The organism is Copranaerobaculum intestinale (assembly GCF_009831105.1).
Lineage (GTDB): Bacteria > Bacillota_I > Bacilli_A > Erysipelotrichales > Erysipelotrichaceae > Copranaerobaculum > Copranaerobaculum intestinale.
In genome coordinates this window covers 404,867-431,341 of the sequence record NZ_WUUQ01000002.1, presented here as the reverse complement: position 1 = coordinate 431,341, position 26,475 = coordinate 404,867, and the positions used below count along the sequence as shown (strand labels likewise).

Sequence of the window (26,475 nt, the reverse complement as noted above, 5' to 3'; positions counted from 1 at the left end):
TTCTCATGATTTAATTTTATTATAGCCGAGTTTCCATTAAAAAGGTAGAATTAGGTTGTCTTTAATTTCACATATTCTTTCACTTTCAAATAAGTATAAAATGTGATAGAGTAATCATATGTATGAGAAAGGTGATGTCATGCAGAAAGCTATTTTGTCACGTATTGACCTGCAGTCTGCCGATCATGCGATTGCGCAGGAATTCTTAAATTGTATCCATGATATCTTGGAAATTGATGATGTAAAGCAATTGAAAAGCTTCTATCAGCATTTCAAAACATCACGTTTTCAGCATTGTCTGAATGTATCCTATTACACATTTCTGATTTGTCGTCGCTTCCATATGGATTATGTAAGTGCTGCCAGAGCAGCTCTCGTTCATGACCTATACCTATATGATTGGCGAAATGATGAACAGCCAATCGAAGGACGCCACAGTGTCGTCCATCCGCAGATTGCCCTGCAAAATGCACAGCTGCATATGGAGATCAATGATCTGATGGAAGATATCATCCTGCATCACATGTGGCCGATTTCGATAAAAATGCCCCGTCACAAAGAGGCATGGGTCGTACAGGGAGTCGATAAATACTGTGCATTGGCTGAGTTCGCCAAACAGGGATTATGTTCGTTGGTACCTCGGCGCTTGGCAGTATCCTTCCTTACCTGCTTATTTATTTTAGTAAGAAGCTGACCGCTTCTTATTTTTTTTATATATACCGTAACGATAGAGAGCTGCCGATAAAAGATGAGTACAGATCATGACGCTGATAAATCGAAACATACCGTCATCGAACAGCCATTCCTGATGAAAAAGCTGCAAGAATGCAGGAATCAGCACCAAAAACATTGCATGGGTAAAATAATACAATGTGCTATACTCCTGTAATTTGTGATAAGGCAGTTTCAGGTTACACGGCAGATCTTTTAAAAACAGGAACAGATAAACCGTAAACGGTGCTGCCATGATAAGAAAATTGAAATCAAGAGAGTTGGTATTATACAACAAGAATGCCTCTGCTACCATTAAGCCAAAAAATAGTATTGTCAGCAAACCATAATGGCCGATTCGTTTCAAACGTTCACTGCCGACCAGATAATAACCACACGCAACATAGAATAAACCATAAAACAAACCATTGCGAGTCGTAAAGAAAATCTTAATGTACTGATCGAATACCTTAATAATAAATTCATTGGATATAACGCCGTAATAGGTTTCCATCGCCCCCAGACAAAGCAGCAGAAAGCCGCAGATCAGCAGCGCTTTATAAGAATGATAGCGGCGGGAGAACCAATGCACGACGATCAATGAAAATAACAGGGCCGGGATGTACCAAAGATGAAAATACGTGCCGCTGTAAAACAGTCCGACAAGCAGGGCAGCTGGCATAAGATACATCGGAATATCCATATTGGAACGAACCCAGTCAATGCCGAACGGCAAATAGACGATACTCCAAATCAAATAAAGTCGTATCAGCGCCCAAATATATTTTTTAAAATAAAACGAACCGTATTTCAAGGTATTCACATGTACAAAATAGCCGGCACAGATAAAGAAAAAAGGCACGGCAAAACGTCCGAACACATTGATCAGAATAAAATTTCCCAAATGGCTGTATGGCCTAAGCGGTGAAGTGTGTACGATGATAACGATTAGCGCACATACGAATTTCATGATATCCAGGGCCCGATAACGGTTCTGTTCCACAAAAACACATCCTTAAACGAAGCACTGTCCGATAAGACAATGATCTTAAATAAAACTACCATTTATTATAGCAGAGAAAAAATGAAAAAGTATACAGCCTTTTGTCAGATGCTGAAAATTAATTATTTTATAAAAAAGACGATCAGTCAGATCGTCCTGGTTTCCATTAATCTATTGGTGCCTGATAGAATCTTCCATCTACCTGTACTGTTTTGGTAACATTCACAAATGCTTTCGGATCAATTTCATGAATCCTGCGTATGACCCGCTTCAATTCGCTCGATGTGATGACCGTATACAGAAGTGTATGCGGCTGATTACTGTATGCGCCAACGCCTTCAAAGCGAGTGATGCCATGATGCGTGAATACCAACAGCTCACGACTTACTTCCACCGGCATATCGGTTACGATAAACAACGTCATTTGCTTATACCGAAGATGAACCGCATTCAGAACCTGCGTAGAACAAAACTGGAAGATAATAGAATACAGCGCTTTGTCCCAACCGAACAAAATACCGGCTGCCAGCAGCATACATGCATTCATACCCAGAATATAGTTCCATGAGGGTGCATTTAATCTTTTAGATATTGCCATGGCGATGAAATCGGTACCGCCGCTGGAGGCATTTCCCCGCAGCGCTGTACCCAGTGCTGCACCGTTGATCATACCGCCGAAAACCGCGATCAGCAGGATATCATAGGTAATGCTCATCGTTGGCAGTGCATCAACGAAAATACCGGTCAAAAATATCATCAAGCAAGAATACAGAGTAAACTTCTTCCCAACCAGTTTGAATCCAATCAAAGCCGGAACGGCATTCAGCGTCAGATTGACAACGGTGAATGGAATACTGACATTGAAAAAGCTCTCACTGATTCGTTGGGTAAGAATCGTCAAACCATTAAAGCCGCCTGGATACAGACCGCCGGCATTGACGAATGTATTAATATTTAAAGCAGAGATGAACGCTGCAATCACAACGCATGCCAGGGTTACGAAATTCTTCCAGATGCCGTTGCTGTGTTTTTGGTAAAGATCATTCATATCAAGCATAAAATACCCTCTTCATGTTACTATATGCTTCTATCATTATACTAGAATTTAAAATGGTTGCAAGGGTAAATTACATGGAATTAAAAATCCTTACCCGCCATCGTTTTTGCAATATTTTGAATCTCTGTTTGCCATCGTTTCGGTGAGTGAATAATGACATGACTGCCCAGCGACAGCAGAAACATCCGTACCGCAACATCCCCTTCCATGAACATATGCAAATGAAGCTTTTTATTTTCCAGCCACTCCATTTCACAGTGGATTCCCGGAGGCTGCTCGGCGATCAGCAATGCTTCCTCTGCGGATATGGTGAGATCCAGCTCATGGATTCGATCCTTGATCAATCCGCTTTCGCCGATATGATCCGACAATTTGAAATCCTTTTCCCGAACAAATGTATGCTCGCTGATCAAAGCGTTCTTCATACGCTCTTCACTGAACTTATAAATACGATAATCTTTTGCTTTCAAAGAATAACCAAGACAGTAATAGGCCTGCTGATAATTCAGTATTTCATAAGGATGAATGCGTACATCTGCAAATCGGTCGGCACGCATCGAACGATAAGTAAGAAGCACTTCACGCTGCTGCTGAATGCCAGTTTCACAAATATCGAGCAGCTTTTGTAAATGATCGTTCAATGCACCGCGATTTTTGATATAGACATCCGAAATATGATGCTGATCACGAAGTCCTGCATTGATTTTATCTAAAGCGCTTTGAAAATCGCATTGATAGCGAAAATCCGGATGTGATTGCAAGTAGCGGCCTGCTTCCTGCAAGCTCCGCTTCTCACTGTCTTTCAGCGCCGGTACCTGTAACAGCGTATCTTCTGCCAAGCGATAACCGCCGTATTTCCCACTGACCGTTTCGATCGCATAACCGGCGATTTCCAATTCTTTGCGAAATTCTGAAATATTTCGAACATTCGTCTGCATTTCCCCTGCCAATTCCTCGCGGGTCATCAATCCCCTGCTCTTTAATAAATTTAACATTTGAATACATAATGCAGTACGATTCATACTCTTCCTTCTTTCAGCGGCGCGGCTGATAACCTAATGGCGCATAACGAGACGGATACGGCCCAAAATCAACTTTTACTACCGGTGGTTTGGGAACGGTTCCCAGCATCATGAGCGGCATCACCAATTCTCCGATTCCCCGATCCAGGGCAAAGCCCAACGCTTCCTGCTGCTGCTTAGCCCCCTCATCAATCAGCATCATTACCATTTCCTCATTGCGGGTAAATACCGCATGAATCAGGATCGGATAGCCATTGAATATCCAATTCGGATCCGCTCCCATCTGAATGGTCTCTTGTGCCTTCTTGACATTTTCATCCCAAACCGCACTCAGCAGACGGCTTGCCAGTGTTGTATCTTTTAACATAGTATCATCCCTTTCGATGACCCTATCTTACTCTCTTATGTTACATCATTTATGTAACATTGAAAAGATACACTTTCAAAAAATATGCCAAGTCTATTCTTGCAATCATTTTCATTCAATGATACTATGTATATAACGATATAATACATCTTAAAGGAGGAATGCATATGAAATATATCGATCGTGATCAAATCGCCGGGATGAATATTCATTATCTGTTTTACTCTCTGGATTATTTTTTGGATGCACAGAAAGAAGCAGGCTTTAAATCGATTGAGCTCTGGTCAGGAGCGCCTCATTTCTATCTATCACCGGATGGATATGAAGATGTAAGTGCGGTACGTAAAAAAATCGAAGACCGCGGCTTGAGCGTTCGGGTATTCACCCCGGAAAATTGCACCTATCAGTATCAGGTAGCCGCGCAAACCCCGCTGTTGTTTGAAAAGAGTTTTCAATACTTTAAGAACGCCATTCAAGTAACCAAAATGTTAGGCTGCAAAATCATGCAGATCAATTCCGGCTGGGGCTATTGGAACGAAGAAAGAGAAACTGCCTGGGCACGTTCTCGTGAAATGCTGACAAAGCTTGCGATAGAAGCTGAAAAAGCAGATATTCATCTGGCAATGGAAAGTCTTCGTCCGGCAGAATCTCAACTGGTCGTTACCTTGAAGGATGCCAAGCGTATGTTTGACGAAGTCAATCATCCACGTTTGAAAATACTGATTGACACAACAGCAATGAGTGTTGCCAATGAAACGATCGATCAGTGGTTTGATGTATTTGGAGACAACATCATTCATACCCATTTCATCGATAACAAACCGGAAGGCCATTTGATCTGGGGAGATGGTAACGCAGATCTGGAAAGTTATCTGCAAGCGCTTGAGCGTCATCATTACAAAGGATATTTAGGACAGGAAATTACTGATTTTGGCTATTTTGATGATCCAAAATCTCATGATATGCGCAACATGAAAGCATTTGAACCGTTTATTCGCTGATTCATAGCAATATTCTTCGATTAAAAATAAAAAAAATTGGCTGCTCACACACAGCCAATTTTTTATTTGCTTAATTTGTAATTGGGGAATACCTTCAGCATATTGCCCATATCGGCATCTTTGTCATAGACCAGCAGATAATTACCATTTACCATTGCGCTGTACTCTTTTTCTTCGCCGTTCTGTTTTACCTTTACGGTTTTCTTTTCTTTTGCATCTTTCAGCAGTGCCTTCATCTGTTCATCTTCTGCATTGATGTTATACATATAGGCATTTGCCCCATTATACATGAAGGAACGTCCTTCATGCGCTGCGAAATCCATATTGTCCAGGTTCTGTACATCGGTTGTTTCCACGCCTTCACCCTTCAAATATTTCATAACATCATCCAAACCGTTTTTTGTTTTCTCGCCGGCTTTTTCTGTGTTTTTCGCAACATCCTTAGCTGCATCTTCAGCATTGTCTTTTTCTTTGTTCATCCAGCTGCAGCCGCTGAGCATGGTGAGCGCACATAAACAGGCGAACATGGTTGTCATCCATTTTTTCTTCATCGTTTCAGTTACCTCCTGATAGCCTTAGTATTCACCGATCTCACAGATTTATACATCCTTGCGTTTGTTTTCAAAAGTGTGGGTCTTTGTTTATCCCAGATGTAAAAAGAGATAGCTGGAAGTGATAATCGAGCAATCATGCACGTTTGCCAATCGATAAAACAGCTTCAAAACACGTTCTGCCGAATAAACATGCATAAAATATTTATCAAGTGCTTTTTGTACCTGTTTTAACTCTTTCTCATCCAAGTGAGCGTTTAGTATATGGGTTAACAGACGGAAAGTGATCGTCATAGCAGCTGCTGTGGGCGGATGGGTAAACGCCTGCTCGATTCTTTGAAGAAACAGACTGTTGGAATCCTGATGAAGATGTCTGATAATATTTTGATAATCATACGGAGAATGAGCCAGTACACAAAGCTGATAGCGTTTCCATAATTCCTGTTTCGATTGCTCATTCCCATACAGAACCTGTACAGCCTTGCATGCGGACAAATTCTTATCCTTTACCTCCAGCATTATGTCTACATCGTGATTTTCAAGCAGAACCAGAAAATTTTGAAATGTCTGAACATGGATAGAATCGGCATGAGCTCCTACTCGCTTACCGATGGCCTGTTCACTATAATGAATTTTTTGTTTTCCATCTTTTTTCTGCCAGGTAGCCGCTATCCGATTCATCCAAGCATCAATAGACAAAGCTGTGGGAGATGGCAGTATTTGATGGTGCAGATTATCAAATACTACCGGTATTCCAGTTTGTAAAGAAATCTGCCAAACATCCTCTACATTATAATAATGATCGTCGTTTTCAATGACCAAACGATTTTTTATTGATTTTGATAGCTTTTGATATACCGTCAAGAAACGTTGAATGGCACTATCCTTATCACCGTATACACCGCCGATATGAATAATGATCTTATGCGTGCTGTCTAATTTCATCGCATCCAGCACATCGCAGTGATACTGTAAATCCAAGACTGAGCGATCGACTACATCGCTTCGCGGTGAGTTCAGCACGGTATATTGACCTGGATGCATTGATACCCGCAGTCCATGCGCTTTTATATAACAGCCGAGCTTTTGAAGCTGATCCCGATAACGCCCTTGCCAATTTACCTGATTAATCGGACTTGAACCGAATGGAATCAAATCTGAAGTGATGCGAAACATCTGTATATGATGCTGTTCATTATAAATAAGAATATTTTTAAGCGAACGGAGATTATGTTCTATGATATCGCACAGCCGTTGTTCAGATGCGAATTTCATAATACAAGTACGCATGTTAACTGAAGGCTCACCGAGACAAATACAGGCATATCCGATTTTCATAAACACCCTCCTTTCCTTCTCAGTATGCGCCAATCCATTCGCTCCTATGTGAAAACATCCATCAATTCTTCATTTCCATAATAAAAAAACATGCAGACGTTTGCATCTGCATGTACTTTGTAATTAAAGCATTCTATGTGCACTTATAAACTATGTACCTCTCTGGTAATTTCCGTGCACAGAGAATTATAAACCGATTCTCCCTCTTCCCTGCCGACCAATGTTATTCGCTGTTCCAACCATATATAATTCCCGTCCTTGGTGATGCCTCGATACATACAGCTGACATAATCACCCCATTGGGCAGGATTGCCAATCGCTTGTTTCACTGAATCCACATCATCCTCATGAACATATACAAAACCGCAGTGATTCACCAGCAGCTCCTCAAATTCTGCTTTGGAATAACCGAAGCGATTAGACAAACCAGAACAAATGACCCGGCTGATTGTTTTTCCATCCTTAACCCGATATTCGACAATATTTCCGGGGATCGCATCCAGTACCATCTGAAATTCTTTTTCCAGCCGCATTTTTTCACTGCAATCTGTAACAGAACCATAAAATATTTTAGTATCACCCTGTTTCCTTAGAAAAAAGGCATGCAGCTTCATCCACATAATCTCACCGTTCAGACGATAGCGGCGGAATATACCTTCAGCTCCCCGAATGCTGGATGTTTCCGCATCCGCAAAAATCTTTTTAAAGATTGCAAGATCGTCCTTGTGAACCTGATTGATGATATGTTCACTTCGCTCCATCAAATCCACGGCATTACATCCGGTCATCCGATAATATTTATCATTAACCATTTTGATTGTAAATTGATCTTCACCCTTTAGCTCATAGAGAGCGATTCCGCCCAAAATATTATTCAGCATCGCTTCACTGGTGATATCCTTGTGAAAAAGATCCTCCAAATTGATGGTTGGAAGCCGTTTGGCGCGAATTCCGCGCACATCGATTAGGTTCTCCTGATTCAGCAGAGATTCAAAGTCTGACTGGGGCATCGGACGATAAAAATAATACCCCTGCATATATTCACAATCCAGATTCAAAAGCTTATCAAGCTGCTCGGCCGTTTCCACACCTTCAGCAATCAATCGCAGTCCCAGCCATTTTCCCATTTGAATCATCGACTCCAATATACTGGAGCCCTTCAGCAAACTATTTTCGTTCAAATCAAGAAATTTCATATCCAGCTTCAGTACATCAACTTCGATATCCTTCAGCATATTCAAAGAGGAGTAGCCGCTGCCAAAATCGTCCATCAAAACAGTAAATCCATTCGCCCGCAGCTGAGAAACTGTCTGAATCAGCTGATCAAAGTTCTCGGTATAAGCACTTTCAGTGATTTCAATTTCCAAAAAAGCCGGTTCAAGATCATATTTACGGCAAAGCGAAGCAAATACATCAGCTATTGGATACTGATAAATATCAATTCGAGATACATTCACCGATACCGGTACAATTTGCTTCCCTGCCTTTTTACGCCGCTGCAGAAAGCTGCACACGGATTCCCAGACATAATAATCCAGTTTCGAAACGAAACCGCTTGCTTCCAAAAGCGGAATGAATTCATTCGGAGCCACCATCCCTTTCCGCGGATGATTCCAGCGGACCAGCGCCTCTGCACCGATTATTCGGTGGGTACGGGCACTGCACTGGGGCTGATAATATACTTCAAATTCCGAACCACTGAGTCCGGATTTCACCCCTGACAGTACTTCCTGTTCATTTTCAAGCTTCTGTTTCATGGAAGGGCGATATAAAGCAGCCCGCTTTGAGTAATTGCCCTTGACACTATGCAAAGCCATAGCAGCACGATCACACATCAATGTAGCCGAAATATCTTCATCAATTAAATAGATGCCTGCCGTCGGCATAAATTTGATATCCTTTTGATAGTTCTGCATCCAATCAATGATTTCTTTTTCAATTTCTGCTTCCTCACATGCGCAGCGCGGCAGCAGCATCACAAACTCATCACCGCCATAGCGACTTGCTATACCATGATACGCACGGCATTTCTCTTCAACCTTTTCCCCGATATACACAAGCAGCTTATCACCCTGCTTTGTACCATACCAATCATTGAACAGTTTAAAATGCTCAATATCGATCATAACCAAGCCATATGCTTCCTGCGAATCCTTTAAGCGATTTTCCACATTCTTTTGAAACGCGGCTGCCGATTGAAGACCGGTCAACACATCTCGCTGCTGCAAAAGCGATTCCTCATACTGTTTCTGCACTGTTCCATATTTTCGATCGGCATTCACCGTAAAACACAAATAGCATTCATCCTTGCGCCCCTTCTTTACCGAATTCACATAAAAAGAGATCCAATGATATTCTCCATCCTGCAGGATACGAAAATCATCAACGATATGACCAAGCTTTTCAACTCGTTGCCGTAATGTCAGCGGGTCAAAAAATTCGTGGAAATTCTTCCGGTCTTCATAATGCAAAAAACGCAAGCTGGTTTCAGTTAAAAGCTCATGAAAATCACCGCATTGCTTAGCTGGAAAATGCTTTGTCTGATCAAAAAGCAGTTTATATGTATGATCGCTGAGATTTATTTCAATCAATTCCTCATACTTGATCGTATGATTAAAATTCATGAATAAATTATGATCACCGTCTATGATTCGCTCCGTCGTGACAACAGTACATTCTCCCTTAGCCGGCCAATTCATACGCATCATCGTACAATACATCCAGCAATCCAGCAAATCATTATATATGATCTCATTCAATACCGTACTCTTCTTTTGCTTAAAACGCCCCAGCGGACAATTCGGACAAGGGGTGCTGCGATTTCTTAAAACCTTATAGCAAAACGGACTCGGATCAGCATCTTGATAAACTGATGCTAAGTTCTCATCCATATATACCATTTCAAAATTTTTATCGACTACATAAATTCCTTCATTGATATTCTTAAAACGATCTTTTACGCTGTCCATATGATTGCTCCTCCAGCCAGCCCGTTGGTGCTGAAAATTATAATAATGATATATCTTTTTATTATCATAGCACAGAATTCATATGAATGAATAGCTTCCCCTTAAATAAAACGATTATTATGATAAAGCGATAGAATTATCTCGTCATTGAAAAAAATACTTTATTGATGTTATATGTATCAAGGCTCGTGCGATCCAGCTGTTGCCGACATATTTTATTACATGGCTGGATCAAATTCCCGAAGCTTCTTTTTAATCAGCATTTCTGATAATTGCATTGTATGGACGATCCGATGCAGTCGTTGTGCCGAGGCACTGCCCGCTTTTCCATGCATTAATGCTTTTTCACTTTTATGAATAATGGAACGGATTGGAACAAGGGCCTGAATCAGCGCTTCCTGCGTACATGCTATGGACTCCGTCCTCATTAGCTTCTCAGCCAACGATAATGCCCGGATACGATTCACCAACAGTGTATGCTGTGATGTTCCAGGTTGAAATTTATCCTGCATACGTTGACAGCTTTCAATGATTGCCTCAATATACGCACATGCTGTCATCTGCTCTTTTTTAATATTATTCTCCATGGTACACCTTCTTTCCTTCTTTTGGTATGTTCCACGACATATATCTATTTATTTTATTTTTTTATATTTGTTTTTTCATGATCTGTTTTGCCTTCTTGGCAGTATTTGCGTTTTTAGCAAAACAGCAGTTTCTTACAAAATCCAATAATCTTTCATCTCTATACTTATCCAATATAGTATCGAAATAGGTTAGAAAAAAATAATGAAAACGGTCAATCTGTTTATCGGTATACACCTGAAGCATTGCTTCATTGAGAAACAGCTGGATGATTTCTTCCTCTAAGTCTGGACGATACGCACTGATCCTTATGATATCCTTCACCGCTTCCAACCCAGTCAGCATTTTTTGGTCGCGAATCTGGGCAAAGTACATATCCTTGACCGCATCAAATTTTCGCTCATGATCCACTGATATCAGATTGGCTAAAATCCAGTGATAGATACTTCGATGATAAGAATTTTTATGTGTACTCAGTTTAATAAGCTGATCCCAATATTCATAAAACAGCTGCGGATCGATTCTGCTTACTGCATCAATCAAATAATAGCTGCGATAATATACATTGATATGTGTTTCCTGGATGAGGTTTTGGATCAGCTTATTTCGAACCTCGTTCGATGCAATTACCAGTGGGATAAAAGTATTCACCGAAAATTCCGGACGCTGAAATGCGCTTTCTAACTCTTGATACGTTATTTGATCAGTCTGTTTCATTTTGTTATCCTCCGGATTATATAATCGCCTTGTTTAGCCTTTTTAATCAATACTGCTTTTATTATACTGAATTGTTCTTATTAATCGACAACTATTTTCTCCATTCTTCCTTTAATTCATAAGAATAAATTCTTCACTGTCCGTTCCATAATGCACTTTATATTACGATTCATCAAACCCGATTCACATCATACCAGCCGATCAAAAAAGCTTTCGCTGCGGCAAACACGATGAGAATGAATATTACGAATGTTATAAAAAATGAGTGAACAAAGAGGCATCACTCATTTTCAAGTACTGTATCATTCACCCATATATTTTAGAAATATAAGTACATTAGAATCTACCGCATGCTTCATGATTTGAAACCAAGCTATCACGTTTATACGCAGGGAAGCTTAAATAAAACCTCGTTCCTTTACCAGCCTCGCTTTCTACATATGCATAACCATGACATAGATCACAAACATGGTTTACTAAGCTCAACCCGATGCCATATCCGTCTGACTTCAGTTCTCTGATCCGATAATTCAGATCAAAAATTTGCTCCTTCTTTGAATCCGGTATTCCTATGCCGTGATCCTCTACCATGATGATAACACTATCTCTTTCATTCTTAACACTTACTTCGATCGGTTTTCCTTCACCATATTTGATCGCATTATCAATTAAATTGTGGATTGCTCTTTGAATCCATCGTTTCTTTCCTAAAATCTCGGTTGGATCGTCCTCGGCCAACTTAAAAGACAGTTGCGCATAGTTTGCCTTATAATAATCAAAGGCTTCCGCACAAATCAATGCGGCATCGATAACATTTGTTTCTTCATCATAATGTTCACCCAAAGTTAAAACATCATTGATGCAGTCGGTTACATGATCTAATGACGCCAGATATTGTGTTTGATGATCAACCTCCAAGCGTGTACGCAAGGTTGCTATTGCATTTTTTTGCTCATGTGATAAATAAGCATTCAATCGCTTATAATCATTTATATGATTTTCAAATCGCTCTTGCAGTCTTTGATAGACCTTTTTCAGATCACTATCCGGTATCGTCAGCAGATCATCAAGGGAATTCAGATCCATGATAATTTCTTTCATCGCTTTTTTATGTAATGCGTGTAAATAAAACCAAAGAATAAAAGTAGCGATCAAGCCCTGAAGCAAAAGCATTGCATAAAAGGATGTTTGAAAGTAAGAGAAATTTGACTGATAACCCTGATAGACATGATCAAACTGTATTTCTGTCGTTTTGTCTTTTGCTGTCCAGTTAAGAATTGTATCCTTAGCTGTTTCCTGTAAATCAAACTGATTCCTCATAATCTGCATGGATTGATTCTGATAATGAATATTTCCTATCATAAAAAGGATAAATAAGGAAGCCGCGTATAGGATGATCGCTGCGGTTTGTTTTATACGTTTTTGCCGCATGAAATATAGTAACCGATTCCTCTTCTTGTCTTTAAAACATCACGCTCCGTAGCTTCCTTTAATTTCTTTCTTAGCTTGATCATATGGACTCGCAAAACCGATGATTGTGGATCTAATTCATCATATACATGTTCTACGATTTCTTCTGTGCTGACAGTTCTTGGGTATTTTTGAGCGACATACTCCAGAATATCGAATTCTTTTACAGATAAATTAACAATCTTATCATCCATGCTGACCGATCGATTCATAGGATCAATAATCAAATCACCGATTTGAATAACCGGTTGGCTTCGCCCGTGAAACCGACGGATCAAGGTTTGTATCCTCGCGTGCAATTCACTCATTTGAAAGGGCTTTGCCAAATAATCATCGGCACCAATACTGAGTCCTGCTACTTTATCTTCTACCTGATCTCTCGCACTGATAATCAAGATCGGAGTATCTATCTCATTGTTTCTAAGGAAGGATAAGATATCCAAACCATCCTTTCCCGGCAGATTCAAGTCCAGCAGGATACAATCGTAAGCGCTTATAAACGCTTTTTCCTCCCCGTCATTACCATCATATGTCACATCTATCTGATAGCCTCGTTCCTCCAATCCCCTTTTCAAAGATGCTGCCAGGTCTTCGTTGTCTTCAATCAATAGAACCTTCATGATGTATCACCTCATTATCTTCCTTACAGAAAACAGCACTCTCAAGCTGTCTTTGCCACTATAGATTAACATAATTTATTCAATTTTATAAATTTTAGTTACGTTCTGATAAAATCTTAGACGGCTCATATCGAGTTACAAATAAAACCCCGCTGATACTCGAAAGCAGGACAAGCCCCAGCGATGCCAGTGTTATCATCGTGAAATCATTGAATCCAAGCTGTACTTCCCTGATGATTTGTTTCTGCGCTGTTTTCTCTGTTATATGCGCGGAGATAACAGCTTTGGAAAGCTGTGTCTGTGCTGTTTTTGCGATCCCGAGCCCCATGACCAGACAAAGTCCTACAATGGCAATGCTTTCCGTCAATAATCCGAGTGCAGCCTTGCTTTTTTTCATTCCCATGGCACGCAATACACCGATTTCATATTTACGTTCTCGAACTGTCATGAGCGATAACAGCAATAAAATCAAGCCGCCGCATCCGAAGACACCAAGCATAACCTTATTGGAGATGCCGGCAATTTTCTCAATCGGTGCTGCCATGTTCTGATATGTATCTTCATCTACTGAGACACTGTAATATTCAGGCAATCCCTTTGTTCGCAGCTCTGCTTTAAACTTTTCGAGCAGATTCGGATCCTTCAATGCCATTTTGACATCCAAAGTGCCGTATGTCTGAAAGATCTCAGAATCGGCCACGGTATTGAAACCGGTATAAATATCATTCAATGGCTGAAATAGAGAACTGGAAACCTCGTTTTCCTGATTGATTGATTTATCTTCATAGATACCTGTGATCCTAAGTGTGATCGGCATTGGCTGATCCTTGATGCTGCTGATGACGGTGATCGTATCCCGCGGCTTTAACCCATTTAGCATGGCGAATTCATTACTGATGATACATTCATTCTTATTTTGATACATTGCTCCCGCTGTGATTTTTTTCAATCCTTTTGCAAAAGCGTCATTAACTGACGGATCGTTGCTGCCTTTGACATAAGCCTTCGCAGCCATACTTCCTTCTGCTTGATGACCAGAATCGCTTAATACTTTCAAGTCTTTAGGAATCACAGCGATCTGCGCCGTATAAATCTTTGATTGAATATACTTGGAATCAGAAAAGGATAACAGCTTTTCTGCACTCAAGGGTACTTGATTTTCTTTATTACCCGACACATTTGTCATGGTCACTTCTGCACCAAACTTTGCTTTATAATAGCGTATGGCCTGCTCGGAAGTTTTATTGATGATCATTGAAGCTGCGATTGTAAAGATAATAGAAAGGATAATGATCCCAAGAAGCATATTTCTATTTTTATTTCTAATTAGATTTTTGAACGCATTCTTAATGACGTACATAGCTGCTCCTTTCTTTTTATCTTACAAAGGTTAATGTTCCCGCAGTTAATGCATATAGCTCATCAACATAGCTTGCGGCTCCTTTTGAATGAGTAACGATAATGACACACTTATCCTCTTCATGTGCTAGCCTTTCTAATATTCCCATAATATTTGCTTCGGTATCAGAATCCAAATTTCCTGTGGGCTCATCTGCAATAATCACTTTGGGATCATGCGATAATGCTCTGGCAATTCCTACCCGCTGTTGTTCTCCACCCGACAATTTTAAAACCTTGCGCATTGCCTTTTCTTTATCAATACCGACCTTTTCGAGTAATTCCAGTGCATATTCTTTCTTATTGGGGATTTTCTTTCCGCTGATATCAATCGATAAAAGGATGTTATCTAAAACGGTTGCATTGGTCAATAAGTTATATCCCTGAAATATAACACCGATTCCTTTTGCGCGATATTCGTCACGATCAATCTCATTCATATTTTTTTCGTTATAGATGATTGCTCCTTCCTTGCATTTATCCAGTCCGGATAGCAGCGATAATAACGTACTCTTTCCCGCACCGGATTTTCCGATGATGCCATATAAGATACCGCATTCAAACTCTACGTTGATATCCTTTAATACTCTTTTTTTACTGCCGTCATAAATATAGCTTACATTTGCCAATCTTAAGATGCTCATAATTTAGTTCCTTTCTGATAATATTTTCATTGGTTCAAATCTTGTAATATACAGGACACCTGCCGCACTGGACACGAATGCCAAAATGCCAGAGAACAAAACAATTTGTATAACCGCTTCACTGCTCAGATCGGTGTTGATTTCATCGATAGGAACGGTGACCGTAGTTGTGCCCGATACATATTGGGAACCGATTGCTTGATTGCCATTACCCTTTGCCTCTTCTACCTGTGAGGAAAGCACTGCATTGGCAATTGGCCTACTGCTTAAACTTGCCCCGCATAATCCAATTCCCAAAGCGATTGCAGTAATGACAAGCATCTCACTCAGCAATCCGTAGGATACTCTGCTTTTTTTCATTCCGATCGCCCGCAATACACCAATTTCATACTTTCTTTCACGGATTGCTATATTAGAAAGAATGATCAGGACGATAGAACCAAAAACAAGCAGCGCAGCTGTAAAGGTTTGGGTAATGCTGCTCAATCCTTCTAAAGGCCCTACCATTTTTTGATACGTAGTAGTGTCGGCAATCAATTCAAAGTATTCAGGCAATCCTTTCTTATGAAATTCTGTTTGCAGTTTCGCTAGATCATTTGGATCTTTCAATTTAAAAGAAGCGGAAATGACTGCCATGTCAGAATCAAAAAGTTCACTTTCTATGGCAGTTTCCATGCTCATAAAGACTTCATTCCCACGATTTGTGAGCGCTGATTGAAATTCAACTGTTTCATCTTCTGGTGCATGATCTGCATAGATTCCACTGATCTTTGCCGTTATTTCTTTTGAGTCCGAAGCATTATAAGGAGATGTTACACGAATTGTAATGGTATCACCAATACTTAATTCCGCAAATTTTGAAAGCTTTTGTGATATGATGATCTCATTTTTCTCCTTGAACATTCTTCCTTCCGTTATGCTACGCAATCCTTTAGAAAATTCTTCATTGATTTCAGGCTGGTTGCTTGCGACAATAAAGCTATTTACTCTATCACTACTGCTTGAAGCTCCGCCCATGCCGTCAGATTGCGCGCTTTTTCCTGAACCGGCTGCATCGCTGTCCAAGGTGTTGACTCCTACTAAATAAGCAGCGATCTTACCAGAAATTTTTGAACTTTTCAATAAACTGGAGTCAGCATACTTACCGATTTCTTTGAAGGAAGGAACCCTATAATCATTCAAATCCTTGGGCATTTTTTCATTGTTTCGAGCCATAATCACTTCCGCACCGAATTGTTTTTTATAGTAGGCAACGGTCGCATTTGCCGATGTGTTGATGATGACAGATATGGCGATCGTAAAAATCATAACGAGGAGTATCATTCCCATGATGAGATTTCTTCCTTTATTTCTGCCAATATTTTTTATAGCGTTCTTTATTACATACATATAAATACTCCTTTCATCCTATTTAACAACATCAGGCATCGTTTGTTCTACATCTGCCCCTGGCCCTAATTCTTCACTGTTGTTGCGGCTTTTGCTTGATGAATTTTCTGAGTTACTGTTGGGAGGCAGCTTTTGTGATGAATTGCTTGATGATTGATCATTACATCCTGCTAATAAGCCAAGCATACAAATAATCGCTAAGCATACTTTTAATAATTTCATTTCAACAATCCTTTCCATTTTGATTAGCTGCTTCATCATATCATATCAATGTTAAATTAAAGTTAATGTCTTGCTCGGAGAATGCTTATTAATTTTACGTATCTTTAATACATTTGCCGGCTTCTGTTGATAATAATCCTATTCTTGACTCAAGTCCGTATGTATATGGAGAATGCTTTATATGACTTTATCAGCAATATCTCTTAAAAGGCAGTGAAACACAATCATGCAGGCAGCGATATTCTGCTGCTTTTTTATTTATAGAACAGTTTTTAATCACTGCTCATTTGAATGTGTATTCCTTTCAGGTTTTACTATTCAACATTGTTTTATGATGAATCATGTTATTACCCGATTGATTATTCTTTGAATACTTATTATTCACACCAACTACATGTATAATTGCAAAATTCAAAACGGAAATAAAAAAAGAGATGTGATTTTACATCACACCTCCAAAAAATCTTTTATATTACACTTTTTAGTACCTTTTCAGAAATAGTCTATTTTCTGCTTTCCTTGACCGCAGCTTGTGCAGCAGCTAAGCGGGCAATCGGTACACGGTATGGACTGCAGGATACATAATCCAGACCAACACGATGGAAGAAATCAATAGAACTTGGTTCTCCGCCATGCTCACCGCAGACGCCGAGATGGATATCCGGGCGCTGCTTACGGCCTAAGGTTACCGCCATATCGATCAGTTTACCAACACCCTTCTGATCTACACGAGCGAATGGATCCTGTTCATAAATTTTCTTGTCATAGTAATGTGAGAGAAAACCACCAGCGTCATCACGAGAGAAGCCGAAGGTCATCTGCGTCAGATCATTGGTACCGAAGGAGAAGAACTCTGCTTCTTCAGCAATTTCATTTGCCAGCAGCGCAGCACGCGGAATTTCAATCATGGTGCCAACCATGTATTTCATATCTGATCCTGCTTTCGCGATGATTTCATCCGCAACGCGAACAACGATGTCTTTTACATATTTCAGTTCATTCTTTTCACCAACTAAAGGAATCATGATTTCCGGAACAATCTTCCATTCAGGATGTTTTTTATTAACTGCCAGAGCTGCCTGGATAACAGCGGTTGTCTGCATCTCTGCAATTTCCGGATAAGAAACGGCAAGTCGGCAGCCGCGATGACCCATCATCGGATTGAATTCATGGAGTGAACTGATAACTGCTTTCAGATCATCCAGGTTAATATTCATATCTTTTGCAAGATTGGCAATGTCATAAGATGAAGTCGGAAGGAACTCATGCAGCGGCGGATCCAGATAACGGATGGTCACCGGATGACCCTGCATTGCTTCATAGATACCTTCAAAGTCACCCTGCTGCATCGGCAAAATCTTGGACAGTGCTTTTTTACGCTGATCGCTGGTTTTTGAAACGATCATTTCACGCATTGCCTTGATTCGATCACCTTCAAAGAACATATGCTCAGTACGTACCAAACCGATACCTTCCGCACCGAACGACAGAGCCAGAGCCGCGTCTTTTGGCGTATCGGCATTGGTTCGGATACCCAAGCGGCGTTTTTCATCAGCCCATTTCATGAAGCGTTCAAAATCACCGGAAATGGATGCCGGAATGGTCTCGATCTTACAGCCGTAAATATTACCGGTAGAACCATCTAGTGAAAGGTAGTCATCAGCCGTATACTTCTTGCCTTTTACGGTAATCACCTGGGCAGCTTCATCAATTTGAATTTCACCGCAGCCGGATACACAGCAGGAACCCATGCCGCGGGCAACAACTGCGGCGTGAGATGTCATACCGCCTCGTACCGTAAGAATACCCTGTGATACATGCATACCCTCGATATCTTCCGGAGATGTTTCCAGACGAACCAAAATTACTTTATGACCAAGCTGTGCTTCTTCAATCGCCTGTTCTGCGGAGAACACGATCTTACCGCAGGCCGCTCCCGGAGAAGCAGGCAGACCCTTCGCAATCGGTTCAGCGGCTTTCAGCGCGTTTGGATCAAACTGCGGATGCAGTAAGGAATCCAGTTGTTTTGGATCAACCATCATCAATGCATCGTCTTTCGAGATCATGCCTTCATCAACCAGATCACAGGCAACCTTCAGCGCTGCCGTAGCGGTGCGTTTACCGTTACGCGTCTGCAGCATGAACAGCTTACCTTTTTCAATCGTAAATTCCATATCCTGCATATCTTTATAGTGTGCTTCCAGTTTTCCGCAAATATCCTGGAACTGTTTGAATGCTTCCGGCGCAATCTCATTCAGATGATCGATCGTCTGCGGTGTACGAATGCCGGCTACGACATCTTCTCCCTGCGCGTTCATCAAAAATTCGCCGTACAGCTTTCTTTCTCCGGTACTCGGATTGCGAGTAAAGGCAACCCCGGTACCACAGTCATTTCCCATATTGCCGAAGACCATCATCTGTACATTGACAGCTGTTCCCCAGCTGGATGGAATATCGTTCATCTTGCGGTAGTAATCTGCCCGCGGATTATTCCAAGAACGGAATACCGCTTCTACGGCACGGATCAGCTGTTCTTTTGGATCTGTCGGGAAATCTTCTTTCAGTGAGTCTTTATAAAATTTCTTAAAAGCAACTGTCATCTCACGCATATCCTGCTCATCGAGCTCGGTATCCATTTCAACGTGTTTCTTTTCCTTGAATTCGTCAATGATTTCTTCGAACTTACTCTTTGGCAGTCCCATTACGACATCGGCGAACATCTGTACAAAACGGCGGTAGGAGTCATAAGCGAAACGCGGATTATTGGTTAATGCCGCAACGCCTTCTACCACTTCATCATTCAGTCCTAAATTTAAAATGGTATCCATCATGCCCGGCATTGAGGCACGTGCACCGGAGCGCACTGATACCAGCAGCGGGTTTTTCGGATCCCCAAATTTTTTCTGTGAAAGCTCCTCAAGCTTATTCAGGTAGACAAAGATTTCTTCCACCATTTCATCGCTCAGTCGCTCTCCATCGTCATAATACTTGTTGCAGGCTTCCGTCGTAACCGTAAAGCCATATGGAACCGGCATTCCAAGATTCATCATCTCAGCCAAGTTCGCACCTTTTCCGCCCAGCAATTCACGCATCTTGCCATTGCCTTCTGAGAATAAATACAAATACTTCTTATCCATTGCAACTCCTCCATTTTCATGTAATCGCTTACACCTATTATACAAGAACATCCTTGATTTTCCAACCGCAAATACGGCTTTTTACCAAGGAACAAATGAATTGTGCAGAATATACAATGTTTCATGAACGGATTGTCTAATGGTAATTTTTTCGGCAGCGAGCGCGCAAAAACAGGAAGCTCACAAAAAGCAGGAAGGCTGCCAATAGGATTATCAAACTGTCTGATACTGAATAAGCACGGTCAAAAAAGGAAAAGCGCAGGCCAAACTGATTTTGAAAGCTGGTAATAGCTGCTTGGGGCGCTCCGCTGAAAACGCGTTTTATCGTATCATCCATCATGAACTGCCGCATGAGTGCCGCGCCATGGGTTGGCGGAAAGCATTTTATAATCGTCTGAAGCATTTGCGGAAGCGCCCCCACCGGGATATAAATGCCCATCAGAAAACCGGACAGTGTGCCGACAATTGTCGTCGCATTGGAAAAAGAAGATGCAGAACGGAAAAAGGACATGATAAATACCAAGCAGGCACCGCAGGTCAGCGTATCCAAAGCAAAAACACCAAGCACTCTTAACAGCGCTTTCACGGTAATCCATTCTCCGCCGTAATATACGATATAAAATTGCCCCAGCAACAGCGTAATCGCTCCGATGATCATCGTGATACAGAAAGCAGAAACCAAATAAGCAGCCTGAATCTGTAACGGCTTCAAGGCTGACACATAAAAATCACGTACGATAGATTTACTGCGATCCTCGATCATGAGACCAAGCGCACTCATCGTGGTCGTTAAAGCAACCGTGCCTAAGGTTCCGGCCATGATCCAATTATCCGATAATTCCCTTGCCCCCTTCCCCAGCGAATCCTCAAGCGGGGTAATCATCAAATCACCAAGAAAACAAATATATAAGCCGAGTACGACAAAGACCGCCATCAGCGAAAAGAAAACCGCAGATTTATCCTTAAAAAACAGCAGTAAATTACGTTTGATCAGTGTGAGAAACGGCATATTCTTCACCTCCTAACACATCTAGGTAAGCTTCCTCCAAAGTTCCTTCCCGAACTTCAAAATTGATCAAATAGGGTCTCACTGCCTGAATAATGGTTAGCGCCTGAAAGCTGTTTTGTAATGGGACGATGAGCTGCTCCTTGCCCATCGTATAGGAAATACGCTGAATATTCAGTTTTCGGCACAGAGAGGATGTATCATGCGGATACAGCAACAGTCGATTGCGTTTCGAAATTGCCTTAAGGTGCTCTGGTGTGGTATGCATGCGAATTTTTCCTTGACTGATGATTGCCAGATCATCTGCATGCTCTGCTTCCTCAATATAATGCGTTGTAAGCAGGATACTCAAATTCTGTTTATCCCGAAGCTCCTTGATCAGCTGCCATATCTGACGGCGAGCCTGCGGATCAAGCCCTGTCGTCGGTTCATCCAGTATCAGCAGCTGCGGTGATGCTAACAGCGCTCGGGCAATGTCGGCTTTGCGCCGTTCACCGCCAGACAATGTGCCAACCGGCTGATTCAACTGTTCCTGTAAACCGCAAAGCCTCACAAATTCTTGAATCTTGCTTTTTCGTTTTACCGATGTATACAGCGAAGAGCGAATCGATAAATTTTCTTTGATGCTGAGCCGTTCATCGAGCACGCTGTTTTGAAAAACAATACCTAAGCGAACACGGATTTCACCATCCTGAAAAGGGCGTTCAAATCCGCATACCTGAACCGTACCGGATGAAAAGCTGCTTAACGTGCTGATCACATCGATCGTTGTCGATTTCCCTGCTCCGTTGGGTCCTAACAATGCCAGCATCTTTCCTGCTTCCAACGTTACATCAATCCCTTTTAAAACCTCCTGATTCCCATAATTCTTATGTAGATTCAAAATATTGAGAACGGCAGTCACAGATATCACCTCATGCTTTCATAGTCCTGCTAACTAAGCATATGTTTCCCAACATAAAAAAAGACGATATACGTTGTATCAAAGCGTGGATGTAAAGCTATAAAATAAAGCTTGAAATTTATATGAAAAATGTGGCATTGAAACTACAAAAGAATATATAGTGCTTTCATTCCAAAAATCTCTTATTCGTGATTCCTTGTAATAAAAAAAGACCGCTTGACGAGTTTATGTTTGTCAAACGATCCAATATTAACGAATCGGATTCTTAATCCAGTTCAAATTGACCGGTATAGAGCTGATAGTAGCGTCCTTTTTGCTTCAGCAGTTCCTCATGATCGCCGCGTTCGATTATTTTGCCATGATCGAGCACCATGATTGCTTTGGCATTGCGTACCGTGGACAAGCGATGCGCGATAACAAATACCGTCCGATTCTCCATTAATGAATCCATACCCTTTTCAATTAATTTCTCGGTTCTGATATCCACCGATGAGGTTGCTTCATCCAGAATCAGAACCGGCGGTTTGGCAATGGCCGCTCTCGCGATAGCCAAAAGCTGCCGCTGTCCCTGAGAAAGATTAGCGCCATCTCCGCTCAGCATGGTATCATAGCCGTCCGGTAGTCTTTTGATAAAGGAATGGGCGTTCGCCAGCTTGGCTGCTTCCACCACATCTTCCATACTGGCATGCAGATTGCCATAGCGAATATTATCGGCAATCGTACCGGTAAACAGATGCGTATCCTGAAGCACTACGGATAACGATCGCCGCAGATCATCCTTTTTAATCAGCTTAACATCTATGCCGTCATAGGTAATGGTTCCGCTGCTTATATCATAGAAACGATTGATCAAATTGGTAATCGTTGTCTTCCCCGCACCGGTCGCCCCGACAAAGGCAATCTTTTGACCTGGTTTTGCATATAAATTGATATTCTTTAAAATGGGATGATTGCTTTCATAACCAAAATTGACATTTTCAAATCGCACATCCCCGCACAGCCGCACCAGTTCGATACTGCCATCGGGATGTGGGTGCTTCCACGCCCATTTGCCCGTATATTCCTCACATGCTTCCATTGTACCATCAGGATGTTCATGAACGCGGGTCAAAGTGACCAATCCATCATCCACTTCCGGTATTTCTTCCATCATTTCAAAGATACGCTCAGCCCCCGCCATCGCCGCCAAAACAAAATTAAGCTGCTGGGTAAAGGAGTTGATCGGCATTGCCGTCTGACGGACAAATACCAGATAGCTGGCTAAGCTTCCTAAGTCAATCAAACCGCCGATCGCAAAGAAGCCGCCGATACAAGCGACAAGCGCATAGTTAAAATATGAAATGCTGACTACTACGGGAATTGTTCGGCCGGAATAGGTAAGGGCCGAAGTAGCTGCCATGCGAAGCCGTTCATTGCGTACTTCAAACTCATCAAAATTTTGTAATTCATGATTGAATACTTTTACAACCTTGACACCCTCCACCATTTCTTCGATAAAACCATTCAGCTTGCCCATTGCCGCCTGCTGATGATTAAAATAATATTTAGACTTTTTTCCGCTGTATTGGATAAACAGGTACATCGCCAGAAATGCGATCATGACGATACAGGAAAGCTGCCAGTTAAAGGAGAAAATAATGATAATCGTACCGGTGATCATTATGGTACTTTGAATCAGCGGTGCAAAGCTGTTGTTTAAAGCGTCCTGAATCGTATCCAGGTCATTGGTAAAATGACTCATCACATCCCCGTGAGTGTGCGAATCAAAATATCGAATCGGCAGCGTCTGCATATGATCGAATAGATCTTTTCGTATCTCTTTGGTAATCGTCTGCGCTACGTGAACCATCAGTTGATTGTATAAAAGCGAACACAATACCCCGATACCATAAACCACCGCCATCCAGATAACCGCTTGGATCAAGCCGGTTACATCATGGGGAATGATATATTGATTTACAATCGGTTTCAGCATGTAAGTGCCCCACAGATTCGCTCCGGCACTGATTACTACCATAACCGCTACTAAGGATAATGCTATCTTATGCCGGCCCAGATAGGAGAAAAAAGCGGAAAGGGTTTTTTTCATATTCTTCGGTTTTTTACCGGTAATCTGCCGTGCCGCCATTACAAACCAGCTCCTTCCTGCTGCGAATAATAAATATCCTGATAGATCGGATCATCACGAAGCAGTGATTCATGAGTGCCTATGGCATGGATATTGCCATCGTCAAGAATTACAATTTGATCGGCATGCATCAAGGAAGTCACCCGCTGAGCGATAATGATTTTGGTGGTATCATTAAGACCTGCTAGTCCTTCACGAATCGACGCTTCCGTAGCGGTATCAACGGCACTCGTGGAATCATCAAAAATCAAAACCTTTGGACGCTTCAATAAGGCTCGCGCGATGCATAAGCGCTGTTTCTGTCCTCCCGACACATTGACGCCGCCCTGCCCAAGATCAGTATCATAGCCCTCAGGAAAGCTGCCTATAAATTCATCCACAGCAGCTATGTTACATGCCCATTTGATATCCTCATCGCTAGCATGCTCATCACCCCACAGCAAATTTTCTTTGATCGTGCCACTGAACAAGATGTTCTTTTGGAGCACCATGCCGATTGCATCACGCAGATGTTTGATCGGATACTGTTTGACATTATGACCGTCAATCAGCACTTCGCCGGCACTGACATCGTATAATCGGGGAATCAGCTGTACCAGGGTTGTTTTTGCGGCGCCGGTACCGCCCAGAATGCCCAGCGTCGAACCGCCCGGAATATGCAAATTGATATCAGTCAGTACCTCTTCCTCGGCATTCGCTTTATATTTAAAGAAAACATGTTTAAAATCGATCGTTCCTTGAGTCACTTCCAAAGCCTGCGATTTTGAATCATCGATGTCCGGCACCTCATCCAGCACCTCGATAATACGAGAGCAGCTGGCAAGTGAGCGGGTCAGCATTAAAAACACATTGGAAATCATCATCAAAGAATTCAGTATTTGCATGACATAGCTCAGAAAACCTGTCAGTTCACCGACCTTCATCGTGCCGACAAAAATCAGATTTCCCCCGAACCAAATGATACAGATGATCGTTGTATACATTACCAACTGAAACAGCGGCATATTGAGTGCCGAAGTACGAAAAGCCCGTTCAGAGGTCTGTTTCAGCTGATCATTCACACCTTCAAACTTTTCTTTTTCATATTCACCCCGCACATACGATTTTACGACACGGATCGCGTTCAGCGTTTCCTGGATGATCGAGTTGACATAATCAATCGCTTTCTGCATACTCCGGTAAAGCGGACCGACGCGGCGTACGATAATAAACAGAGCAGCCCCCAGCACCGGTATCGCAATCAAGAATACAACCGCCAGCTCTGCATTGATAGTAAAGGATAAAATCAAGGCGGTTACCAGCATAACCGGAGAGCGTACCAGCGGACGGATACCGTTGCTGATGGCCGTCTGCAGAATGGTGACATCGCTGGTTAAACGGGTAATCAAGGATGAAGTTGAAAAATGATCGGTATTTGCGAAAGAAAAATTCTGTACCTTACGAAATTCATCCTTACGCAGCTCTGCACCGAATCCCTGACCTGCCGTTGCCGCATAACGTGCATACATCATTCCCAATATCAGCGATAAAATTGCACACACAATCATTTGCAGCCCTTTGATCAAAATATAGTGCTGATCGCGGTTTGCAACCCCTACATCAATGATATCTGCCATGATCAACGGTATGATCAATTCAAAAATTGTTTCAGCTACGACACATATACAACTGAACAGTAAATATTTCTGATATTTTTTCATATACGGAAACATTCGTTTCAGCATATTAACCAGCCTCCTATTCTAAATGCCGACCGCTTAAATTAAAATACATGCGGTCCAGATACTTTTCAAATTCACACCGTTCTTCTTCACTAAAACCCTTCAAAGAAAGCTCGTCAACCTCCTGACAGTGAATATTCCACCATGCCAGAGCTTCTTTTCCTTTCTTTGTTATCGCCAGCCGCAGGGATCGCTTATCCTGAGTACCAACGGTTTTTGTCAGCATGCCGGTTTCCTCCAGATTGCCCAAAATCCGTGAAACCGTAGCCGGCTCAACATCGCAGTTTGCGGCGATATCCTTCAGCATACAATCTTCATGGGTATTCAAATACCGCAGAATCTTAGGCTGCCCCGGAGACAGTCCATGATCGGTCATATTCATACGTATGTGATTACGCTGGGCATGATACGTTTTAAACATCACAAAATTAAAAGGCGTTTTCATTCCTTCACCTCCGATATAGTTAGCTTGCTAATTATTAGCATGCTAACTATATTACGATTGCCGTCATTTG

23 protein-coding genes are annotated in these 26,475 nt (G+C 41.7%); 2 read left to right on the top strand and 21 right to left on the bottom strand.

The features are described from left to right. Positions 1 to 139 precede the first annotated feature (139 nt). Positions 140 to 694, top strand: a complete 555-nt coding sequence (locus GSF08_RS06865; RefSeq protein ID WP_160625093.1) for an HD domain-containing protein — start codon at positions 140 to 142, stop codon at positions 692 to 694. Here the strand turns inward: GSF08_RS06865 and GSF08_RS06860 are convergent. From GSF08_RS06860 to GSF08_RS06845, 4 genes are all read right to left on the bottom strand, one after another. Continuing rightward, on the bottom strand, positions 680 to 1,714 hold the full coding sequence (locus GSF08_RS06860; protein ID WP_160625092.1) for an acyltransferase family protein: 1,035 nt from the start codon (positions 1,712 to 1,714) through the stop codon (positions 680 to 682). The genes GSF08_RS06865 and GSF08_RS06860 overlap by 15 nt on opposite strands. A gap of 166 nt (positions 1,715 to 1,880) precedes the next feature. Then, positions 1,881 to 2,771 carry a YitT family protein gene (locus GSF08_RS06855; RefSeq protein WP_160625091.1) on the bottom strand — a complete coding sequence of 297 codons (891 nt, stop codon included), beginning with the start codon at positions 2,769 to 2,771 and terminating at the stop codon, positions 1,881 to 1,883. 80 nt (positions 2,772 to 2,851) lie between these two features. Then, the gene (locus GSF08_RS06850) at positions 2,852 to 3,793 is read right to left on the bottom strand and encodes a helix-turn-helix transcriptional regulator (protein ID WP_160625090.1); all 942 of its coding nucleotides are present in this window, start codon (positions 3,791 to 3,793) and stop codon (positions 2,852 to 2,854) included. Positions 3,794 to 3,806: 13 nt separating this feature from the next. Further along, on the bottom strand, positions 3,807 to 4,160 hold the full coding sequence (locus GSF08_RS06845) for an ankyrin repeat domain-containing protein (protein ID WP_160625089.1): 354 nt from the start codon (positions 4,158 to 4,160) through the stop codon (positions 3,807 to 3,809). Between the two features lie 167 nt (positions 4,161 to 4,327). Between GSF08_RS06845 and GSF08_RS06840 the strand changes: the two genes are divergently transcribed. Continuing rightward, positions 4,328 to 5,161 carry a sugar phosphate isomerase/epimerase family protein gene (locus tag GSF08_RS06840; RefSeq protein WP_160625088.1) on the top strand — a complete coding sequence of 278 codons (834 nt, stop codon included), beginning with the start codon at positions 4,328 to 4,330 and terminating at the stop codon, positions 5,159 to 5,161. Between the two features lie 62 nt (positions 5,162 to 5,223). Here the strand turns inward: GSF08_RS06840 and GSF08_RS06835 are convergent, their stop codons facing one another. The 17 genes from GSF08_RS06835 to GSF08_RS06755 form a co-directional block, all read right to left on the bottom strand. Continuing rightward, positions 5,224 to 5,712 carry a hypothetical protein gene (locus GSF08_RS06835; protein ID WP_160625087.1) on the bottom strand — a complete coding sequence of 163 codons (489 nt, stop codon included), beginning with the start codon at positions 5,710 to 5,712 and terminating at the stop codon, positions 5,224 to 5,226. 90 nt (positions 5,713 to 5,802) lie between these two features. After that, positions 5,803 to 7,050 carry a UV DNA damage repair endonuclease UvsE gene (gene uvsE, locus GSF08_RS06830; RefSeq protein WP_160625086.1) on the bottom strand — a complete coding sequence of 416 codons (1,248 nt, stop codon included), beginning with the start codon at positions 7,048 to 7,050 and terminating at the stop codon, positions 5,803 to 5,805. A 143-nt stretch (positions 7,051 to 7,193) separates the two neighbouring features. Further along, positions 7,194 to 10,019 carry an EAL domain-containing protein gene (locus tag GSF08_RS06825; protein ID WP_160625085.1) on the bottom strand — a complete coding sequence of 942 codons (2,826 nt, stop codon included), beginning with the start codon at positions 10,017 to 10,019 and terminating at the stop codon, positions 7,194 to 7,196. A gap of 218 nt (positions 10,020 to 10,237) precedes the next feature. Then, positions 10,238 to 10,606 (bottom strand): hypothetical protein, encoded by a 369-nt coding sequence (locus GSF08_RS06820; protein ID WP_160625084.1) that lies wholly within the window; start codon positions 10,604 to 10,606, stop codon positions 10,238 to 10,240. 61 nt (positions 10,607 to 10,667) lie between these two features. Beyond that, on the bottom strand, positions 10,668 to 11,321 hold the full coding sequence (locus tag GSF08_RS06815) for a hypothetical protein (protein WP_249805945.1): 654 nt from the start codon (positions 11,319 to 11,321) through the stop codon (positions 10,668 to 10,670). A gap of 336 nt (positions 11,322 to 11,657) precedes the next feature. Further along, the gene (locus GSF08_RS06810) at positions 11,658 to 12,752 is read right to left on the bottom strand and encodes a sensor histidine kinase (protein WP_160625083.1); all 1,095 of its coding nucleotides are present in this window, start codon (positions 12,750 to 12,752) and stop codon (positions 11,658 to 11,660) included. Continuing rightward, positions 12,734 to 13,411, bottom strand: a complete 678-nt coding sequence (locus tag GSF08_RS06805; protein ID WP_160625082.1) for a response regulator transcription factor — start codon at positions 13,409 to 13,411, stop codon at positions 12,734 to 12,736. Before GSF08_RS06805 ends, GSF08_RS06810 begins: the two co-directional genes overlap by 19 nt. Positions 13,412 to 13,505: 94 nt before the next feature. Then, positions 13,506 to 14,771 carry an ABC transporter permease gene (locus tag GSF08_RS06800; RefSeq protein ID WP_160625081.1) on the bottom strand — a complete coding sequence of 422 codons (1,266 nt, stop codon included), beginning with the start codon at positions 14,769 to 14,771 and terminating at the stop codon, positions 13,506 to 13,508. Between the two features lie 16 nt (positions 14,772 to 14,787). Further along, positions 14,788 to 15,453 carry an ATP-binding cassette domain-containing protein gene (locus GSF08_RS06795; protein WP_160625080.1) on the bottom strand — a complete coding sequence of 222 codons (666 nt, stop codon included), beginning with the start codon at positions 15,451 to 15,453 and terminating at the stop codon, positions 14,788 to 14,790. 3 nt (positions 15,454 to 15,456) lie between these two features. Further along, a complete protein-coding gene (locus GSF08_RS06790; protein WP_160625079.1) occupies positions 15,457 to 16,842 on the bottom strand; it encodes an ABC transporter permease in 1,386 nt (461 codons plus the stop codon). An 18-nt stretch (positions 16,843 to 16,860) separates the two neighbouring features. Next, a complete protein-coding gene (locus GSF08_RS06785) occupies positions 16,861 to 17,064 on the bottom strand; it encodes a hypothetical protein (RefSeq protein WP_160625078.1) in 204 nt (67 codons plus the stop codon). A 503-nt stretch (positions 17,065 to 17,567) separates the two neighbouring features. Next, positions 17,568 to 20,201, bottom strand: coding sequence for a pyruvate, phosphate dikinase (gene ppdK, locus GSF08_RS06780; RefSeq protein ID WP_160625077.1), 2,634 nt, complete (start codon positions 20,199 to 20,201; stop codon positions 17,568 to 17,570). Positions 20,202 to 20,337: 136 nt separating this feature from the next. Next, on the bottom strand, positions 20,338 to 21,210 hold the full coding sequence (locus GSF08_RS06775; protein WP_160625076.1) for an ABC transporter permease: 873 nt from the start codon (positions 21,208 to 21,210) through the stop codon (positions 20,338 to 20,340). Beyond that, entirely contained in the window at positions 21,182 to 22,111 is a 930-nt protein-coding gene (locus GSF08_RS06770) for an ATP-binding cassette domain-containing protein (RefSeq protein WP_160625075.1), read from the bottom strand. Before GSF08_RS06770 ends, GSF08_RS06775 begins: the two co-directional genes overlap by 29 nt. A gap of 265 nt (positions 22,112 to 22,376) precedes the next feature. After that, positions 22,377 to 24,239 (bottom strand): ABC transporter ATP-binding protein, encoded by a 1,863-nt coding sequence (locus GSF08_RS06765; RefSeq protein WP_160625074.1) that lies wholly within the window; start codon positions 24,237 to 24,239, stop codon positions 22,377 to 22,379. Next, on the bottom strand, positions 24,239 to 25,963 hold the full coding sequence (locus GSF08_RS06760; RefSeq protein ID WP_160625073.1) for an ABC transporter ATP-binding protein: 1,725 nt from the start codon (positions 25,961 to 25,963) through the stop codon (positions 24,239 to 24,241). Before GSF08_RS06760 ends, GSF08_RS06765 begins: the two co-directional genes overlap by 1 nt. A 13-nt stretch (positions 25,964 to 25,976) precedes the next feature. Beyond that, the gene (locus GSF08_RS06755; RefSeq protein WP_160625072.1) at positions 25,977 to 26,405 is read right to left on the bottom strand and encodes a MarR family winged helix-turn-helix transcriptional regulator; all 429 of its coding nucleotides are present in this window, start codon (positions 26,403 to 26,405) and stop codon (positions 25,977 to 25,979) included. Positions 26,406 to 26,475: the final 70 nt, after the last annotated feature.

Excerpts from the sequence above, each read along its gene's own strand:
- GSF08_RS06865 (WP_160625093.1), top strand. The coding sequence starts at position 140 with ATGCAGAAAGCTATTTTGTCACGTATTGACCTGCAGTCTGCCGATCAT.
- GSF08_RS06855 (WP_160625091.1), bottom strand. The coding sequence starts at position 2,771 with ATGCTTGATATGAATGATCTTTACCAAAAACACAGCAACGGCATCTGG.
- GSF08_RS06850 (WP_160625090.1), bottom strand. The coding sequence starts at position 3,793 with ATGAATCGTACTGCATTATGTATTCAAATGTTAAATTTATTAAAGAGC.
- GSF08_RS06845 (WP_160625089.1), bottom strand. The coding sequence starts at position 4,160 with ATGTTAAAAGATACAACACTGGCAAGCCGTCTGCTGAGTGCGGTTTGG.
- GSF08_RS06840 (WP_160625088.1), top strand. The coding sequence starts at position 4,328 with ATGAAATATATCGATCGTGATCAAATCGCCGGGATGAATATTCATTAT.
- GSF08_RS06835 (WP_160625087.1), bottom strand. The coding sequence starts at position 5,712 with ATGAAGAAAAAATGGATGACAACCATGTTCGCCTGTTTATGTGCGCTC.
- uvsE (WP_160625086.1), bottom strand. The coding sequence starts at position 7,050 with ATGAAAATCGGATATGCCTGTATTTGTCTCGGTGAGCCTTCAGTTAAC.
- GSF08_RS06825 (WP_160625085.1), bottom strand. The coding sequence starts at position 10,019 with ATGGACAGCGTAAAAGATCGTTTTAAGAATATCAATGAAGGAATTTAT.
- GSF08_RS06820 (WP_160625084.1), bottom strand. The coding sequence starts at position 10,606 with ATGGAGAATAATATTAAAAAAGAGCAGATGACAGCATGTGCGTATATT.
- GSF08_RS06815 (WP_249805945.1), bottom strand. The coding sequence starts at position 11,321 with ATGAAACAGACTGATCAAATAACGTATCAAGAGTTAGAAAGCGCATTT.
- GSF08_RS06810 (WP_160625083.1), bottom strand. The coding sequence starts at position 12,752 with ATGCGGCAAAAACGTATAAAACAAACCGCAGCGATCATCCTATACGCG.
- GSF08_RS06805 (WP_160625082.1), bottom strand. The coding sequence starts at position 13,411 with ATGAAGGTTCTATTGATTGAAGACAACGAAGACCTGGCAGCATCTTTG.
- GSF08_RS06800 (WP_160625081.1), bottom strand. The coding sequence starts at position 14,771 with ATGTACGTCATTAAGAATGCGTTCAAAAATCTAATTAGAAATAAAAAT.
- GSF08_RS06795 (WP_160625080.1), bottom strand. The coding sequence starts at position 15,453 with ATGAGCATCTTAAGATTGGCAAATGTAAGCTATATTTATGACGGCAGT.
- GSF08_RS06790 (WP_160625079.1), bottom strand. The coding sequence starts at position 16,842 with ATGTATGTAATAAAGAACGCTATAAAAAATATTGGCAGAAATAAAGGA.
- GSF08_RS06785 (WP_160625078.1), bottom strand. The coding sequence starts at position 17,064 with ATGAAATTATTAAAAGTATGCTTAGCGATTATTTGTATGCTTGGCTTA.
- ppdK (WP_160625077.1), bottom strand. The coding sequence starts at position 20,201 with ATGGATAAGAAGTATTTGTATTTATTCTCAGAAGGCAATGGCAAGATG.
- GSF08_RS06775 (WP_160625076.1), bottom strand. The coding sequence starts at position 21,210 with ATGCCGTTTCTCACACTGATCAAACGTAATTTACTGCTGTTTTTTAAG.
- GSF08_RS06765 (WP_160625074.1), bottom strand. The coding sequence starts at position 24,239 with ATGGCGGCACGGCAGATTACCGGTAAAAAACCGAAGAATATGAAAAAA.
- GSF08_RS06760 (WP_160625073.1), bottom strand. The coding sequence starts at position 25,963 with ATGCTGAAACGAATGTTTCCGTATATGAAAAAATATCAGAAATATTTA.
- GSF08_RS06755 (WP_160625072.1), bottom strand. The coding sequence starts at position 26,405 with ATGAAAACGCCTTTTAATTTTGTGATGTTTAAAACGTATCATGCCCAG.